The organism is Kineococcus lubricus, assembly GCF_050871965.1.
Classification (GTDB): domain Bacteria; phylum Actinomycetota; class Actinomycetes; order Actinomycetales; family Kineococcaceae; genus Kineococcus.
Genome location: NZ_JBJLSK010000002.1, coordinates 189,922 through 204,060, shown reverse-complemented (window position 1 = coordinate 204,060; position 14,139 = coordinate 189,922). Strand labels below are relative to the sequence as shown.

Below are 14,139 nucleotides of genomic sequence, written 5' to 3'. Positions count from 1 at the left end.
GGGAAGGAGTGCTGTGAAGCTGGACTGGCTCAAGGAGGTGGCCCTGGACCCGGGGCCGCACGTCTCCGTCTACGTCGACGCGACCCGGGACCGGGAGACCGGCGCGCACGACATCGACCTCCGCTGGCGCGACGCCCGCGCCGCCCTCGCCGGGCAGGGTGCCCCCGAACCGGCGCTCGCCGCGCTCGACGCCGTCGCCACCGAACCCACCGGGGTCGGCGGGCACGTCGGCCGGGCCATGGTGGCCACCGCCACCGGCCTCGAGCTCGACCTCCTCCTGCCGGCCCCCCCGACGCGCGAGGAGGCCACCACCGGCCCCGTCGCCCACCTCATGCCGCTCGTGCGGTCCAGCGCCGACGACGTCCGCTACGTCCTCGTCGAGCTCGACCGCGCCGGCGCCGACATCACCACCGCCCGCTCCGACACCGTCGAGACGCCCCGCAAGCAGACCGTCGAGGGCGGCCACGACCTGCTGCACAAGGTCCCCGGCGGCGGGTGGGCGGCCCTGCGCTACCAGCACGCCGTCCAGGACTCCTGGGACCACAACGCCGCCGCCGTGGCCGACGAGCTCGCCGCCATCGTGCGCGCCGAACGACCCGAGGTCGTGCTCCTCACGGGCGACACCAAGGCCGCCGCCGCCCTCAAGGACAAGGCCGCGCCCGTCGTGCTGGACCTCCTCGTCGAGGTACAGGGCGGTGGCCGCGCCGCCGGGACCCGCGAGAAGGCCTTCGCCGCCAACGTCGCCGCGGCCCTCGACGACGTCCGCGCCCGCCGGCGGCGCGCCGTCGTCGACGAGTTCGTCCAGGAGCGCGGCCGCCAGGGCCGGGCCGTCGAGGGCTTCGGCCCCGTCGTCGCCGCCCTGCGGGCCGGGCAGGTCGCGACCCTGCTGCTGGAGGACGACCCCACCTCCACCAGCCACCTGTGGGCCGGTCCCGGCCCCCTGGAGCTCGCCACCACCACGCAGGAGCTGCACGCCATGGGGGTGCGCGACGTCGTGGAGGTCCGGGCCGACGCGGCCCTGCTGCGGGCGCTGGCCGCCTCCGACGCCGAGATCGAGGTCCTCCCGCAGCCGCAGGAGGACGACGAGGAACCGCTGGTGTCGATGGCCGACGGCCTCGGCGCCGTGCTGCGCTACACCACCTGACCCACCCCTCCCCACCCCCACCGCCCCCGGCGATCAAGGACTCCTGTGTCCTTGATCGCCGTGGGGTGGGGAGTGGGGGTTAAGCTCGCAGGTCTCTGACCTGGGAGGACGACTCACCGTGATGGGCCCGGCGCACGCCGCCAGCGGGTTGGCGGCCGGGGCCCTGACCCTCGGCCTGGCCGCCACGCACCTCGGCATCGACCGACCCCTCGAGCAGCTGGCGTGGGTCGTGGCGTGGGGCGGGTTCGCCTACCTGCCCGACCTGGACCAGAAGGGCTCGACGGCCGGGTCGATGTGGGGTCCGCCGACGCGCGGGCTCTCCCGCCTCATCGGCGTCCTGGCCCGCCGCCACCGCGGCGGCACCCACGACGTGATCGTCGCGCCCCTCGCCTTCGGCGCCCTCGCCGCGCTCGCCGCCACCAACCCGTGGTCGGCGCTGGTGGTGCTGGCCCTGGCCATCGGCCTGGCCCTGCACTCCGTCGCGCAGTTCATCCCCGGCGACACCGAGAAGACCGCCCTGGGCAACCTCGTCGTGTCCTTCGCCGCCGCCTGGTGGCTGACCCGGCAGGGCGTCGCGCTGCCCTGGCTGCCCGTCGCCGTCGCCGGTGGTGTCGTCGTCCACGTCCTCGGCGACGCCCTCACCACCGACGGGGTGCCCGTGCCGTTCACGACGTGGCTGCGGAAGAAGCCCGCGACCGTGGGGCTGCGGCTGTTCCGGGCCGGCCGCGGGCCCGAACCGCTGCTGCAGTACTTCGTGTTCCCGACGCTGACCGTGCTGGGGCTGGTGCGGTACGTCGAACCGGTGCGGAACCTGCTGACGCCGCTGGTGTGAGGCGCGCCGGCGGCTCACGGGTCCAGGCGCAGCTCCCGCAGCGGGTCCCCGCCGTCGACGAACACCCGCCCACCGGGGGCCAGGGCGGCGCGGAGCCGTGCGAGTGCCAGGCGCCCCGCAGCGGGGTGCCGGCCGTCCAGCGCCCCCACCCGCACGGCGAACACGACGTCGAACGGCGGTTCCCCCGGTTCCAGCGCGAACGCCTCCACCGCGACGCACCGCAGGCGCAGGCGCCCCGAGGCGATCTCGGCCGCCGAGCCCGACCGCGCCAGCGCGATCGCCGCCGCGGAACGGTCGATCGCCAGGACCGACCCGGTCGTGAGCCTGCGGGCCACCGCCCGCGCGGCGGCGCCCGGCCCGCAGCCCACCTCCAGCACGCGCGAGGCCGGCGTCAGCGGCAGGGCCTCCACGACCGCCGCCAACCGGGGGGACAGCCCTGCGGCCACACCGGTGAGCGTAGGCGCCGCGGCCCTCCCCGTCCCGGCACACTGGTGCCGTGGCGAGACAACCCTGGTGGCGGGCGACGCAGACCCTGGAGCAGTCCAAGCGGTCCGGGCTCCTCTACGCGGCCGTGGCCGTGCTGTCGTGGGGCGTGGTCGTCGCCGACGCCAGCCCGCTGGCCTGGCTGGCGGCGGGGGCCTTCACCGCGGGAGCCGTCTACTTCCTCGCCGCGTGGCGGGTCCGGCGCTCGCGCGAGGGGGAGTAGCCCCACCGCGCCGGGCCTCCCCGCCGGGTAGGCCCAGGACGCCTCGACACGGAGCGTCCCCGCCCGCCGCCCGGTGCTGCGAGGATGCGGGGGTGTCGGGCCCCGAAGACGTCGACGTCGCTGCGGCCCGCCTCCTCGGTGGGCTGCTGCGCCGCGCGCACCTGTCCACGCCCGCCGACCTGCCCGACGTGGTCGTGGAGGAGGCCCGCACCAGCCTCGGCGCCTCCGAGGTGGTCGTGTCGCTGGTCAACCACGAGTTCACCGCGCTGGTGCCGGTGCCGAGCAGGCTCTCCCCGCACCGCCCGCCGCAGCCGCTGGAGGGGTCGATGGCCGGGCGGGCGTTCACCAGCTCCACCACCGTCTTCGCCGACGCCCCGGCGGACGCCCCGGCGGACGGGACGGCGGGCGGCGGGGCCGGCGGCGGGGCCGGCGGGGACGCCCGGGAGCCGCGGCAGCGCATGTGGGTGCCGCTGCTGGACGGCAGCGACCGCCTGGGGGTGCTGGAGATGACGCTGCCCGCCCCCGGCGGGCGCATCGGCGGGGAACTGCTGGCGGTGTGCGAGCGCTACACCCACCTCGTCGCGCAGTCGGTGGTCAGCAAGGGCCTCTACGGCGACGTCTTCGAGCGGGTGCGGCGCACCCGCCCGATGACGGTGGCCAGTCAGCTGCTGCACTCGATGCTGCCGCCGCTGCTGTACGCCACCGACGGCCTGGTGGTGGCGGGGATGCTGGAACCGGCCTACGACAACGGCGGTGACGCCTTCGACTACGCCGTCAACCGCGTCGCCGACAGCGCCGGTGGTGAGGGCGACGTGGTGCACCTGGCGATCCTCGACGGCATGGGCCACGGCCTGGCCGCCGCCGGGGTGACCACCTACGCGCTGGCCGCCTACCGCCAGGCCCGCATCGCGGGCCTGGACCTCGTGCGGACGTGCACCGCGATGAGCGGGGCGGTCTTCAGCCAGTTCGGCGGGGACCGGCACGTCACCGCGGTGCTGGCCGAGCTGGAGCTGGCGACGGGCCGGCTGTCCTGGGTCAGCGCCGGGCACCCCCCGCCGCTGCTGCTGCGCGGGGCGCGGGTCGTCAAGCACCTGACGGCCCCGGCCTGCTTCCCCCTGGGCTGGGACTTCGGCGGCGAGATCGCGGTGGCGCAGGAGAGCCTGCAGCCGGGTGACGCGGTCCTGCTCTACACCGACGGGCTCATCGAGGCCCGCCGCGCCGACCGCAGCTTCCTGGGCGTCGAGGGCCTGGCCGGTTTCCTGGAGCAGGAGGCCGCCGCCGACCAGCTCGCGCCGGAGACCCTGCGCCGGATGCGCCGCGCCGTGCTGGCGCACCAGGACGGCGTGCTGCAGGACGACGCCAGCGCCCTGCTGGTGCAGTGGCGCAGCGGCGCCGAGGACCAGCTCCTGCCCCAGACCGTGCAGTAGGCCCCGGACCGGGCCCCGGACGGCCTCAGCCCGCCGAGCGCTCCTCCTCGGCGAGCCGGTCGGCGAGGTCGTCGTGGGCGAGGGCGTCGTGGTCCACCTGCCCCGTGCGGTACGCCGCGCGGCCCACCAGGTGCGCGGCGACGGGCACCGTGAGCAGCTGGAACGCCCCGATCGCGACGAGCATCGCGACGTCGGTGCTGCGGTTCAGCTGCAACCCCACCGCCACCAGGGACAGCAGGACGCCGAGGACCTGGGGTTTGGCGGTGGTGTGCATGCGGGCCAGGACGTCGGACAGCCGCAGCAGCCCGACCGCGGCCAGCAGCGTCAGCAGGCACCCCAGCAGCAGCGCGGCCGAGGCGACGACCTCACCGACCAGCGACCAGTCCACCCACCCGTTCACCGTCGCCCCCTCTCCTCGTCGGACTCCTTCGCGGCGTACCGCGCGACGCTCACCGACCCCACGAACCCGAGGAGGGCGAGGACGACGATGACGGGCAGCGTCGTGGCGTGCCGGTTCGCGGCGGCCTCCACGCACAGGCCGATGACGACGGTGGCGACGACGACGTCGAGCGCGACGACGCGGTCCAGCATCGTGGGGCCCTTCGCGACGCGCAGCAGCGCGCACAGCGCCGCGACGGTCAGCATCCCCACGCACAGCGCGATCACGACCGGGTTCACGGTTCCTCCCCGCACAGTCCGTCCGAGCCGTCGGCCCGGCAGCGTTCCAGGTACTCGGCGTAGGCCCGCGGGGTCGCGAACGTCCGCATGATGCGCCGCTCGGTGAGCAGCACGTTCCGGCGGGTCCGTTCCCGGCCCTCCTCGGTGTGGACGCCGAGGGCGTGGATGTAGACCGACCCCGGGCCGCCGCGCGCCGACGGCGCCCCGATCTCGACGATGACCGACCCCGGCACCAGGGACACCATCTCGGCCGTCATCGCCACGAACAGGTCCGACCCGCTGTGCAGCGGGACGCGGACCACGGAGTTCCGCGGCTGCGGGCCCGGGCGCACGGCGAGCCAGGCGACCTGCGCGCTGGCGGCGACGAGGTCGACGAGGAACCGGGCGAGCAGCGCCACGACCCGCAGCGGCCGGACGCGGACGCCGAACGACACCTTCGGCAGCGGCAGCACGACCGTCACGAGCAGCGCGAGGACGGTGCCGGACAGGACGTTCGCCCAGGACAGGTCGCCCCACAGCAGCAGCCACAGGACGACGAGCCAGACCAGCACGGGCAGGCTCACGCGTTCGCGCAGGGAGAGCACCTTCGCGGTCACCGGCCCACCTCCGGGACCCGGTCGTGCAGGACGGTCGAGGTGTAGGGCGTGCGGTCCAGCAGGTCCTGCGCCGACCGGTCGCCGATCGCGAACAGCGGGCCGGCGACGAAGGTCAGCCCCACGCCGACGGCGACGAGCGCGGCCGTCGGCAGCACCATCCCCACGGGGGTGCGGGTCCCGACCCGCGTGGCGGTCGCGAGCCCGGCGAACCGGGTGGTGTCGTCGCGGTCGGGGTGCGCCTGCGGTTCCTGCCAGAACGCCCGGTTCCACACCTTCGCGATGGCGTACAGCGTCAGCAGGCTCGTGACGACGCCGCCGGCGACGAGGACGTGCGCGGGCCACGTCCCGACGTCGACGCCGGCCTGGAGCAGGCCGAGCTTGCCGAGGAACCCGGAGAACGGCGGGATGCCGGCGAGGTTCATCGCGGGGACGAAGAACAGGACCGCGAGCAGCGGCGTGCGCTTCGCCAGCGACCCCAGCGCGTCCAGCGACGTGCTGCCGGCGTACCGCTCGACGAGACCGGTCACGAGGAACAGCGTCGTCTGCACGGTGATGTGGTGCGCGACGTAGAACACCGCGCCGGACAGCCCTGCGGCGGTGCCGAGCGCGATGCCGAACACCATGTACCCGATGTGGCTGACGAGGGTGAACGACAGCAGCCGCTTCACGTCGTTCTGCGCGACGGCGCCGAGGATCCCGACGACCATCGTCGCCAGCGCCACCCACAGCAGCAGCTGCGACGCCTGCCCGCCGGGGAACAGCAGCGTCTCGGTGCGGATGACGGCGTAGACCCCGACCTTGGTCAGCAACCCGGCGAACACGGCGGTGACGGGGGCCGGTGCGGTCGGGTAGGAGTCCGGCAGCCACGCCGACAGCGGGAACACCGCGGCCTTGATGCCGAAACCCACGAGCAGCAGCAGGTGCAGGACCAGTTGCACGTCGGGGTCGACGTCGCGCAGCCGGACGGACAGCTCGGCCATGTTCACGGTGCCGGTCGCCGCGTAGATCAGGGCGATCGCGGTGAGGAACACCATCGAGGACAGCAGGCTCACCACGACGTACGTCGTCCCGGCCCGCACGCGGGGCCCCGTGCCGCCGAGGGTCAGCAGGATGTAGCTGGCGGCCAGCAGGATCTCGAAACCCACGTAGAGGTTGAACAGGTCCCCGGACAGGAACGCGTTGGAGACGCCGGCGGACAGCACCAGGTACGTCGGGTGGTAGATCGAGACCGGTGCCCCCTCCTCGCCGTCGGCGACGCCCTGCGCGAGGGAGTACAGCAGGACGGCGAGGGTCACGACGGAACTCACGACGAGCATGAGCGTGGAGAGCCGGTCGGCCACCAGGGGGATCCCGAGCCTCGCCGGCCACCCGCCGACGTCGACGGAGTAGGTGCCGGTCCCGCGGTCGGTGAGGACGAGCGTGGTGGTGGTGGCGGCGACGACGATGCTCAGCGCGGTGACGCTGATGGTGCGCTGCGCCCGGGGCCGCCGGGCCAGGGCCAGGGTGAGGCCGGCCGCGAACAGCGGCAGGACGACGGGCAGGGGCAGCAGGACGCGCGGCCAGTCCTCGGTCCAGAACGTCACCGGGACACTCCCTCCCCTTCTTCGTCACTGGTCTCGCGGGTGTCGTCGTCGTAGCTGGCGGAGGTCTCGTCGAGTTCGGCGCGCCGCACGATGCGGCGGTCCTCGACGTCGTCCTGGACCTCGTCGTGGCCGTTGACCTGCCAGCTGCGGTAGGCCAGCGCGAGGACGAACGCGACCATCCCGAGGGTGATGACGATGGCCGTGAGCACCATGGCCTGCGGCAGCGGGTCGCTCATGTTCTGCGCGGTGGTGCCGCCGCCGAGGATGGGCGCGCGGCCGGGCCGGCCGCCGGCGACGAGGAACAGGACGTTGATCCCGTTGCCGAGCAGGACGACCCCGATGATGACGCGGGTCAGGGTGCGTTCGAGCAGCAGCGTCACCCCGCAGGCGACGAGCACCCCCGAGACGACGACGAGCGCGAGGTTCGGGCTCACCGGGACACCTCCTCCTCGATCTGGCGGTCGATCTCGGCGCCGAGGCTGCGGATGACGTCGACGACGAGGCCGACGACCAGCAGGTAGACCCCGACGTCGAAGAACAGGGACGTCACGAGCTTCACGTGACCGAGCACGGGCAGGTCGAACTGGAGGATCGCGGTCTGCAGGACGTCCTGGCCGATGAGGATGCCGACCAGGCCGGTGCCCGCGGACAGGAACAGCCCCAGGCCCAGCAGCCAGCCCGCGCTGATCGGGACGGCGGTGTTGAACTCGTACCGGCCCCCCGCGAGGTAGCGCACGACGAGGGCGAGCCCGGCGACGAGCCCGCCGGCGAAACCCCCGCCGGGCTGGTTGTGCCCGGAGAACACGAGGTAGACGGACAGCACGACGACGGCGTGGAACGTGAGCCGGGTGACGACCTCGAACACCACGGACCGGCGTTCGGGGTCGACGGTGCTGCCCGCGGGCAGCCAGTTCGTGCGGGTGGGCCCCTTGGGGGCGGGTTCGTCCGGGTGCGCGGCGAAGGCCTGGTCGATCGACCCCATCCGCCGGCGGAACACCAGGGACGCGACGCCGGTGGCGGCGACGAGCAGCACGGAGATCTCGCCCATCGTGTCCCAGGCGCGGGCGTCGACGAGGGTGACGTTGACGACGTTCTTCCCGCCGCCGTACTCGTACGCCCAGCGGGGCAGGTCGATGGAGGTGGGGACGGCGACGCGGGCGCCGGAGGCGACGAGCGCGAACAGCGACGTGCAGGTCCCGACGGCGACGCCGATCGCGATCCGCACCCACCGCGTCGCGGCGAGGGGCCGGGAGGAGAAGAACGGCGGCAGCCGGCGCAGCGCGAGGACGAACACGACGAGGGTGAGGGTCTCGGCGAGGGCCTGGGTGAGCGCGAGGTCCGGCCCGGCGTGCAGGACGAACAGCAGCGTCACGCCGTACCCGGTGACGCCGGCGAGCATGACGGCCCGCAGCCGCCGCCGGGCGCGGACGGTGAGGACGGCCGCGACGACGACGACGAGCCCGACGACGACCTGACCGGGGCTGTCGTGGAGGACGACGTCGTCGGGCCACGGCCGCGTCCACAGCAGCGCCCCGCCGGGGACGAGCACGACGACGAGCAGGATCGAGGCGAGGTAGATCGGCAGCGAACCGCGCTGGGTGGCGCCGGTGACCTCGACGGCGACGCGGTCGACGGCGCGCACGGCCCGGCGGTACCCGCGGTCGGCGCCGGGGACGGTGGGCATCCGCGCCTGCCCGGCCTCGACCTGGTCGCGGGTGAGGAACAGCAGCGTCGCGAGCGCGAACGTGACGACGGTGAGGACCAGCGGCATCCCGATCCCGTGCCACAGCGCGAGGTGCTCGGCCTCGCCGGGCAGGTCGTGGGCGATGAGCGCGGCGGGCCGGTCCAGGAGGGGGGCGAGCGGCCCGGCGGCGAGGGTGACGGCGGCCAGGACGACGGGGGAGGCGAGCAGGGCCGCGGACGGTCTCGGGGCGGTGGAGTCCGGGACGCCGGGTTTGCGGCAGAACGTGCCCCACACGAACCGCGCCGAGTACGCCGCCGTGAGCACCGACCCGAGCACCAGGACGGTGAGCACCACGGGGTCGTGCTCGAACGCGGCGTAGGCGGCTTCCTTGGCGACGAAACCCGACGCGATCGGGACCCCGGCCATCGAGGCGGCCGCGACGGTCGCGGCGACCGCGAGCAGCGGCATCCGCCGGCCCAGCCCGGACAGTTCCCGCAGGTCGCGGGTGCCGGTCTGGTGGTCGACGATCCCGACGACGAGGAACAGCGACGCCTTGAACGTGGCGTGCGCGACGAGCAGCGCGATCCCGGCGGTCGTGGCGGCGGCGGTCCCGGCCCCGACGAGGACGGTGAGGAACCCGAGCTGGCTGACCGTCCCGAACGCCAGCAGCAGTTTCACGTCGTGCTGGCGCAGCGAGCGGTACCCGCCGACCACCATCGTCGCCAGGCCCAGGACGAGGACGGTGGTGCGCCAGGCGGGCAGGTCCGCGGCGGCCGGGGCGAACCGGGCGACGAGGTAGATCCCCGCCTTCACCATGGCCGCGGCGTGCAGGTAGGCGCTGACGGGGGTGGGGGCGGCCATCGCGGCGGGCAGCCAGAAGTGGAACGGGACGAGCGCGGACTTGGAGATCGCGCCGACCAGGACGAGCACGACGGCGACGGTCGCGGTGGTCCCGGTGGGGAACTCCTGCAGGACCTCCGAGAGCCGGTAGGTGCCGGCGCTCTGCCCGAGGAGGATGAGCCCGACGAGCATCGCGAGCCCGCCGAACGTGGTGACGACCAGGGCCTGCGTGGCCGCGCGCCGGGCCGAGCGCTTGTGCGCGTCGTACCCGATGAGCAGGTACGAGAACACCGTCGTCAGTTCCCAGAACACGTAGAGCTGGACGAGGTCGTCGGCCAGGACGAGCCCGGTCATCGCCCCGGTGAAGGCCGTGAGGATCGCGGCGAACCGCGCCGAGCCGGGGTCGCGGGCGTGGAAGTAGCTGCCGCAGTAGAAGAGCACCAGGGCCCCGACGCCGCCGACGAGCAGGGTGAGGACCCAGCTGAGGGGGTCGAGCCGGAAGGCGAGTTCGGCGCCGAGGGAAGGCACCCAGGGCACCACCACCTGCGGGGTCCCGCCGCGCAGGACGGCGGGGCCCTGAGCGGCGGCCCAGACGGTCGTGGCGGCGGGGGCGAGGGCCAGGAGGGTGAACGCTCGCCGGTCCAGCCACCGCACCAACGGCACGGCGAGGACGGCGGCGACAGCGTGGACGAGCAGCAGTGTCAGCACGGCCGGTCCTCACGATCGGGGGCAGGTCGGTCCTCACAGGATAACCCGAGGTTTCGTTCTGTTCGATTCGAGACCTTCCTGTTACCGTCGGGGGGTGTCATCGACCGTCGCCCGTCACGGCGCCGAGGTCACCGTGCGACCCGGCCTGCCAGGTCTCCCCGAACTCGCCGAGCTCCTCGCGCACCCGGGTGAGCTGTCCCTGAAGGTCGGCCGCCGCTGCGTGCCGGTCCCGGCGGAACTGGCCGCGGCCCTGCGCGAGACCGTCGCGGCCCTCGCGCACGGCGAGGCCGTGACCCTCACCCCGCACGACGCGCTGCTGACGACGCAGGAGGCCGCCGACGTCCTCGGGGTCAGCCGCCCCACCCTCGTGCGGCTCCTGGAGTCCGGCGCCCTGCCCTACACGAAACCCGGCACGCACCGGCGCGTGCGGCTCGAGGACGTCCTGGAGTACGCCGCCGCGCACCGCACCGCGCGGGCGCCGCGGCCCCGGCCCGCCTGAGTCAGTCCCGGCGCAGCTCCCACAACCCGTAGCGCACGACGTAGGAGTACTCCTCGTGCCGCCACGCCGGGACGAACCGGTACGACCACGGTGACAACCCCGCCGCCGTGACCGCCGCCAGCTGCGCCGTCGCCGAGTACGCGTTCATGCCGACCCCCGGCAGCCCGTCCTCGGAGAACGGGCGCCGGGCCGTCTCGCGGTCCTCGACGACCCCCACGAGCAGCCGCGCCCCCGGCGCGCACGCGGCGGCCAGGTTCGCCAGCGTCCCCGGCAGGTCCCGGCAGAACTCCAGGCAGCCGACGGCGACCACGACGTCGAACCGTCCCCAGCCGGCCGGGAACGGGTCGTGGAAGTCGTGCTGCTCGTACCGGCCCCCGGGCCGTTCCCGCCGCGCCTCGGCCAGCATCCGCGGGGACAGGTCCGTGCCGGTGACCTCCACGCCGGGGGCGAGGTCGCGGGTCAGCTGCCCCGGCCCGCACCCCACGTCCAGCACCCGGCACCCCGGCGTGACCGCGCGCAGCAGGAAGTCCGCGACGAGCGGGCCGTAGAACTGCAACGACCGCCAGCCCGGGACGTAGTGGTCGGCGAAGTCGTCGTAGTAGGCGCGGATCGCCGCGCTCTCCGAGAGGTCCACGGGGTCCGTCACCGGCGGTCGGAGGGGTCGGGGAGCCGGGCCGGCTCGGGCGGCACGTGCGGCGGCACCCGCCGCGGACCGGCCTCGGCCGGACGGGGCCGGTCCTGGCGGTGCAGGCGCACCGCGATCACGGCGACGTCGTCCTCCGGGGTGGGCGGCAGCATCCGGGCCAGCGTCCGGTCCACCAGGGTGTCGAGGTCGAGGCCCTCGGCGGCCAGTTCCTCCAGCACCGCCTGCAACGCCTCCAGCCCCTCCTGCAGCGGCTGGTCGCGGCGCTCCACGAGGCCGTCGGTGTAGAGCAGGACGGTCGAACCCTGGTCGAGGACGACCTCGGAGTCGCGGCGCTCGATGCCGGGCACGACCCCCAGCAGCAGGTCCGGGTGCAGCCCCACCAGCGGCAGCACCGTGCCGTCGGGGTTGACGACCATCGCCGGCGGGTGCCCGGCGTTCGACCAGCGCAGCCGCGTCACGCCCCGCTCGCGCTCGTCGGGGGTCTGCTCCAGGCGGGCGGCGATGGCGGTGGCCGTGGTGGAGATCATCAGGTTCGCCAGGGCCTGGTCGGTCCGGGCCAGGACGCTGGCCGGGGACTCGTCGCCCAGGGCGCCCAGGGAGCGCAGGACCGTGCGGACCTGGCTCATCGCGGCGGCGGCCTGGGTGTCGTGGCCGATGACGTCGCCGATGACCAGCACGGTGGCCCCGTCGGGCTGCATGAACGCGTCGTACCAGTCACCGCCGACCTGGGCGGCCTCGGCGGCGGGGCTGTACCGCACGACGAGCTGCCCGTGGTCGGGCTCGGGGGGGTCGGACAGCAGCGAGCGCTGCAGACCGGCGGCGAGGTCGCGCTGCTGGCGGTAGAGGCGGGCGGCGTCCAGCGCGAGGCCGGCGCGGTCGGCGACCTCGACGGCGGTGGCGATCTCCTGCTCGGTCAGCGGAGCGCGCTGGGCACCGGCGAAGAGGGTGAGGACCCCGACGCTGCGCCCGCGGGCGCGCAGGGGGAAGACCGCCGCGTTGGCCGGGGCCAGCCGCCGCAGCAGGTCCCGGGCGCGGCCACCCGGTTCCAGCACGGCGCTGACCGCGGTCGTGGCGTCGGGCACGACGAGCGGCTGGACCTGGCGCAGCGACCTCCACAGGAAGGACGCGTCGGTCAGCTCCGCCAGGCGGCACCCGGCGTACTCGGCGACCAGGGCGCGCTGGGCCTCGTCGTGGTGCCAGGAGGCGACGTCGCGCAGGCCCCGGCGCAGCAGGGAGGTGCTGGTGGCCCGGGCACCGACGGCGGTGGGGGCCGCGGCGTCGTCGTCGAGGAGGGTGATGACGCACCAGTCGCCCAGGGCGGGGACGATCAGCTGCGCCAGGCGCGCCACGGTCGACTCGGTCTCCACCGTGCCGGACAGCTCCCGGGAGACCTCCGCCAGCAGCTGCAGGCGGGCGTTGGCGGCCTGCGCGGCCTCCCGTTCGCTCTCGGCCGCCCGCTGGGCGGTGACGCGGGCGGTGATGTCGAGGAAGTACAGGCCCAGCCCGCCGTCCTCGGGAACCGCGCGGACCTCCACCCACACGTCCAGGGGAGCGGGGTAGTAGGCGTCGAACGTCACCGTCCGCCCCGTCGCCACGGCGCGGCGGTAGTTGTCCTCGAAGGCGGTGCCGACGGTGGCGGGGAAGGCGTCCCAGAAGGAGCGCCCCACCAGGTCCTCGCGCGCGGTGGCGGCGATGCGCTCGCCCTCGGCGTTGACGTAGGCGATCGTCCAGTCCCGGTCCAGCGCCAGGTAGGCCACCGCCATGGCGTCGAGGATGTCCGCCACGCGCTGCGCGCCCTGGCGGGTAGCGGTGACGTCGTAGACCGCGCCCAGCAGCCGCGCGGGGGTCCCGTCCGGTCCGGGCAGGGTCCGGCCCCGCGCGGCCAGCCAGCGGGTGCCGCCGTCGACGTCGAGGATGCGGTACTCGGCCGCGTAGAGCCCGCCGCCGCCGGTGGCCGCCTCGACGGCGGCGACGGTGGCGTCGCGGTCCTCGGGGTGGATGTTGGCGTAGACGTCCTCAGGCACCCCGCTGAAGGTGGCCGGGGTCAGCCCCGACAGCTGCAGCAGGCGCTCGTTCAGGCTCAGCCGCCCGGTGGTCAGGTCCAGGTCGAACGTGCCGAGCTGCGCGGCGTCGATCGTCAGCTGCAGCAGCGCCCGGTCGGCGACGTGCTCGCCGGAGAGGGCGGCCAGTTCCAGCTCCGCGGCGGCGGCGGCACCGATCTGCTGCAGGAGGGAGACGTCCTGCTCGCTCCACGCGCGGGGGTCGGGCCCGCCCACGCACACCGCCCCCACCACCTCACCGGTCCCGGCGGTCAGCGGCACCCCCAGGTAGGAGCCCAGCACCCCGGAGGCGACGGGGCCCAGGCCGGCGACGCGGGGGTCGGCGCGGGTGTCGGCGATGGCCACCGGTGCCCCGGCCGCGGCGGTCAGCGCGCACAGCGCCTGGTCCAGCGGCCCCTCGCCGCCGGCGCGGCCGGCCTGCGGCCCGACCCCGCCGAGGACGGCGTCGACGTCGGTGAGCAGGGAGATCTGCGCCGACGGCGCCCCGAGCAGCCGGGTGGCGAGGTGGGCCAGCTGGTCCAGCCCGGGCAGGACCGGGGCGTCGGGGCGCAGGCGGCGGGCGGCGGCGACCCGGGCGGCGTCCGCGCCCAGCGCGTGGACGGCCGCGCCCACCGCCGGGACCGGCTGCCCGTCGTGCTCGTGGGGCTCGTCCGACATGCGGTCTCTCCTGACGCCAGTGATCTCCTGGCGCCCTGCCAGCTGCCCGGGTGACTCCCCAGTGTGACTGATCACCGGC

14 protein-coding genes are annotated in these 14,139 nt (G+C 75.0%); 5 read left to right on the top strand and 9 right to left on the bottom strand.

Translation table 11 applies throughout. The features are described from left to right. Positions 1-13 precede the first annotated feature (13 nt). Complete coding sequence (locus ACRYRX_RS02285) at positions 14-1,144, top strand: baeRF2 domain-containing protein (RefSeq protein ID WP_432510173.1); 1,131 nt, start codon at positions 14-16, stop codon at positions 1,142-1,144. Positions 1,145-1,265: 121 nt separating this feature from the next. Further along, positions 1,266-1,976: a metal-dependent hydrolase gene (locus ACRYRX_RS02280; protein WP_432510254.1), complete on the top strand. Its 711-nt coding sequence runs from the start codon at positions 1,266-1,268 to the stop codon at positions 1,974-1,976. 14 nt (positions 1,977-1,990) lie between these two features. On the opposite strand, the gene ACRYRX_RS02275 is transcribed toward ACRYRX_RS02280, so the two are convergent. Then, a complete protein-coding gene (locus ACRYRX_RS02275; protein ID WP_432510172.1) occupies positions 1,991-2,422 on the bottom strand; it encodes an SAM-dependent methyltransferase in 432 nt (143 codons plus the stop codon). A 50-nt stretch (positions 2,423-2,472) separates the two neighbouring features. On the opposite strand from ACRYRX_RS02275, the gene ACRYRX_RS02270 reads away from it, so the two are divergent. Both ACRYRX_RS02270 and ACRYRX_RS02265 read left to right on the top strand, forming a co-directional pair. After that, positions 2,473-2,682 carry a hypothetical protein gene (locus ACRYRX_RS02270; RefSeq protein ID WP_432510171.1) on the top strand — a complete coding sequence of 70 codons (210 nt, stop codon included), beginning with the start codon at positions 2,473-2,475 and terminating at the stop codon, positions 2,680-2,682. A 92-nt stretch (positions 2,683-2,774) separates the two neighbouring features. Beyond that, positions 2,775-4,109 (top strand): PP2C family protein-serine/threonine phosphatase, encoded by a 1,335-nt coding sequence (locus tag ACRYRX_RS02265; protein ID WP_432510170.1) that lies wholly within the window; start codon positions 2,775-2,777, stop codon positions 4,107-4,109. A 25-nt stretch (positions 4,110-4,134) separates the two neighbouring features. On the opposite strand, the gene mnhG is transcribed toward ACRYRX_RS02265, so the two are convergent. Genes mnhG through ACRYRX_RS02235 form a run of 6 tightly spaced genes read right to left on the bottom strand, consistent with a single transcriptional unit; the run spans position 4,135 to position 10,198 of the window. Next, positions 4,135-4,509 (bottom strand): monovalent cation/H(+) antiporter subunit G, encoded by a 375-nt coding sequence (gene mnhG / locus ACRYRX_RS02260; RefSeq protein WP_432510169.1) that lies wholly within the window; start codon positions 4,507-4,509, stop codon positions 4,135-4,137. Then, complete coding sequence (locus ACRYRX_RS02255) at positions 4,506-4,787, bottom strand: monovalent cation/H+ antiporter complex subunit F (protein ID WP_432510168.1); 282 nt, start codon at positions 4,785-4,787, stop codon at positions 4,506-4,508. The genes mnhG and ACRYRX_RS02255 overlap by 4 nt, the downstream gene beginning before the upstream one ends. Next, positions 4,784-5,383 carry a Na+/H+ antiporter subunit E gene (locus ACRYRX_RS02250; protein WP_432510167.1) on the bottom strand — a complete coding sequence of 200 codons (600 nt, stop codon included), beginning with the start codon at positions 5,381-5,383 and terminating at the stop codon, positions 4,784-4,786. Before ACRYRX_RS02250 ends, ACRYRX_RS02255 begins: the two co-directional genes overlap by 4 nt. Beyond that, positions 5,380-6,966 carry a Na+/H+ antiporter subunit D gene (locus ACRYRX_RS02245; protein ID WP_432510166.1) on the bottom strand — a complete coding sequence of 529 codons (1,587 nt, stop codon included), beginning with the start codon at positions 6,964-6,966 and terminating at the stop codon, positions 5,380-5,382. The genes ACRYRX_RS02250 and ACRYRX_RS02245 overlap by 4 nt, the downstream gene beginning before the upstream one ends. Next, positions 6,963-7,400 carry a Na(+)/H(+) antiporter subunit C gene (locus ACRYRX_RS02240; RefSeq protein WP_432510165.1) on the bottom strand — a complete coding sequence of 146 codons (438 nt, stop codon included), beginning with the start codon at positions 7,398-7,400 and terminating at the stop codon, positions 6,963-6,965. The genes ACRYRX_RS02245 and ACRYRX_RS02240 overlap by 4 nt, the downstream gene beginning before the upstream one ends. Continuing rightward, positions 7,397-10,198 carry a Na+/H+ antiporter subunit A gene (locus tag ACRYRX_RS02235; protein WP_432510164.1) on the bottom strand — a complete coding sequence of 934 codons (2,802 nt, stop codon included), beginning with the start codon at positions 10,196-10,198 and terminating at the stop codon, positions 7,397-7,399. The genes ACRYRX_RS02240 and ACRYRX_RS02235 overlap by 4 nt, the downstream gene beginning before the upstream one ends. 94 nt (positions 10,199-10,292) lie before the next feature. Here ACRYRX_RS02235 and ACRYRX_RS02230 point away from each other — a divergent pair, with 94 nt between their 5' ends. Continuing rightward, the gene (locus ACRYRX_RS02230; RefSeq protein ID WP_432510163.1) at positions 10,293-10,697 is read left to right on the top strand and encodes a helix-turn-helix domain-containing protein; all 405 of its coding nucleotides are present in this window, start codon (positions 10,293-10,295) and stop codon (positions 10,695-10,697) included. A 1-nt stretch (position 10,698) separates the two neighbouring features. Here the strand turns inward: ACRYRX_RS02230 and ACRYRX_RS02225 are convergent, their stop codons facing one another. Beyond that, positions 10,699-11,331: a class I SAM-dependent methyltransferase gene (locus ACRYRX_RS02225; protein WP_432510162.1), complete on the bottom strand. Its 633-nt coding sequence runs from the start codon at positions 11,329-11,331 to the stop codon at positions 10,699-10,701. Between the two features lie 8 nt (positions 11,332-11,339). Further along, entirely contained in the window at positions 11,340-14,060 is a 2,721-nt protein-coding gene (locus tag ACRYRX_RS02220) for a SpoIIE family protein phosphatase (protein ID WP_432510161.1), read from the bottom strand. Positions 14,061-14,139: the final 79 nt, after the last annotated feature.

Coding starts and splice junctions, on each gene's coding strand:
- ACRYRX_RS02220 (WP_432510161.1), bottom strand. CDS start 14,060: ATGTCGGACGAGCCCCACGAGCACGACGGGCAGCCGGTCCCGGCGGTG.
- ACRYRX_RS02280 (WP_432510254.1), top strand. CDS start 1,266: ATGGGCCCGGCGCACGCCGCCAGCGGGTTGGCGGCCGGGGCCCTGACC.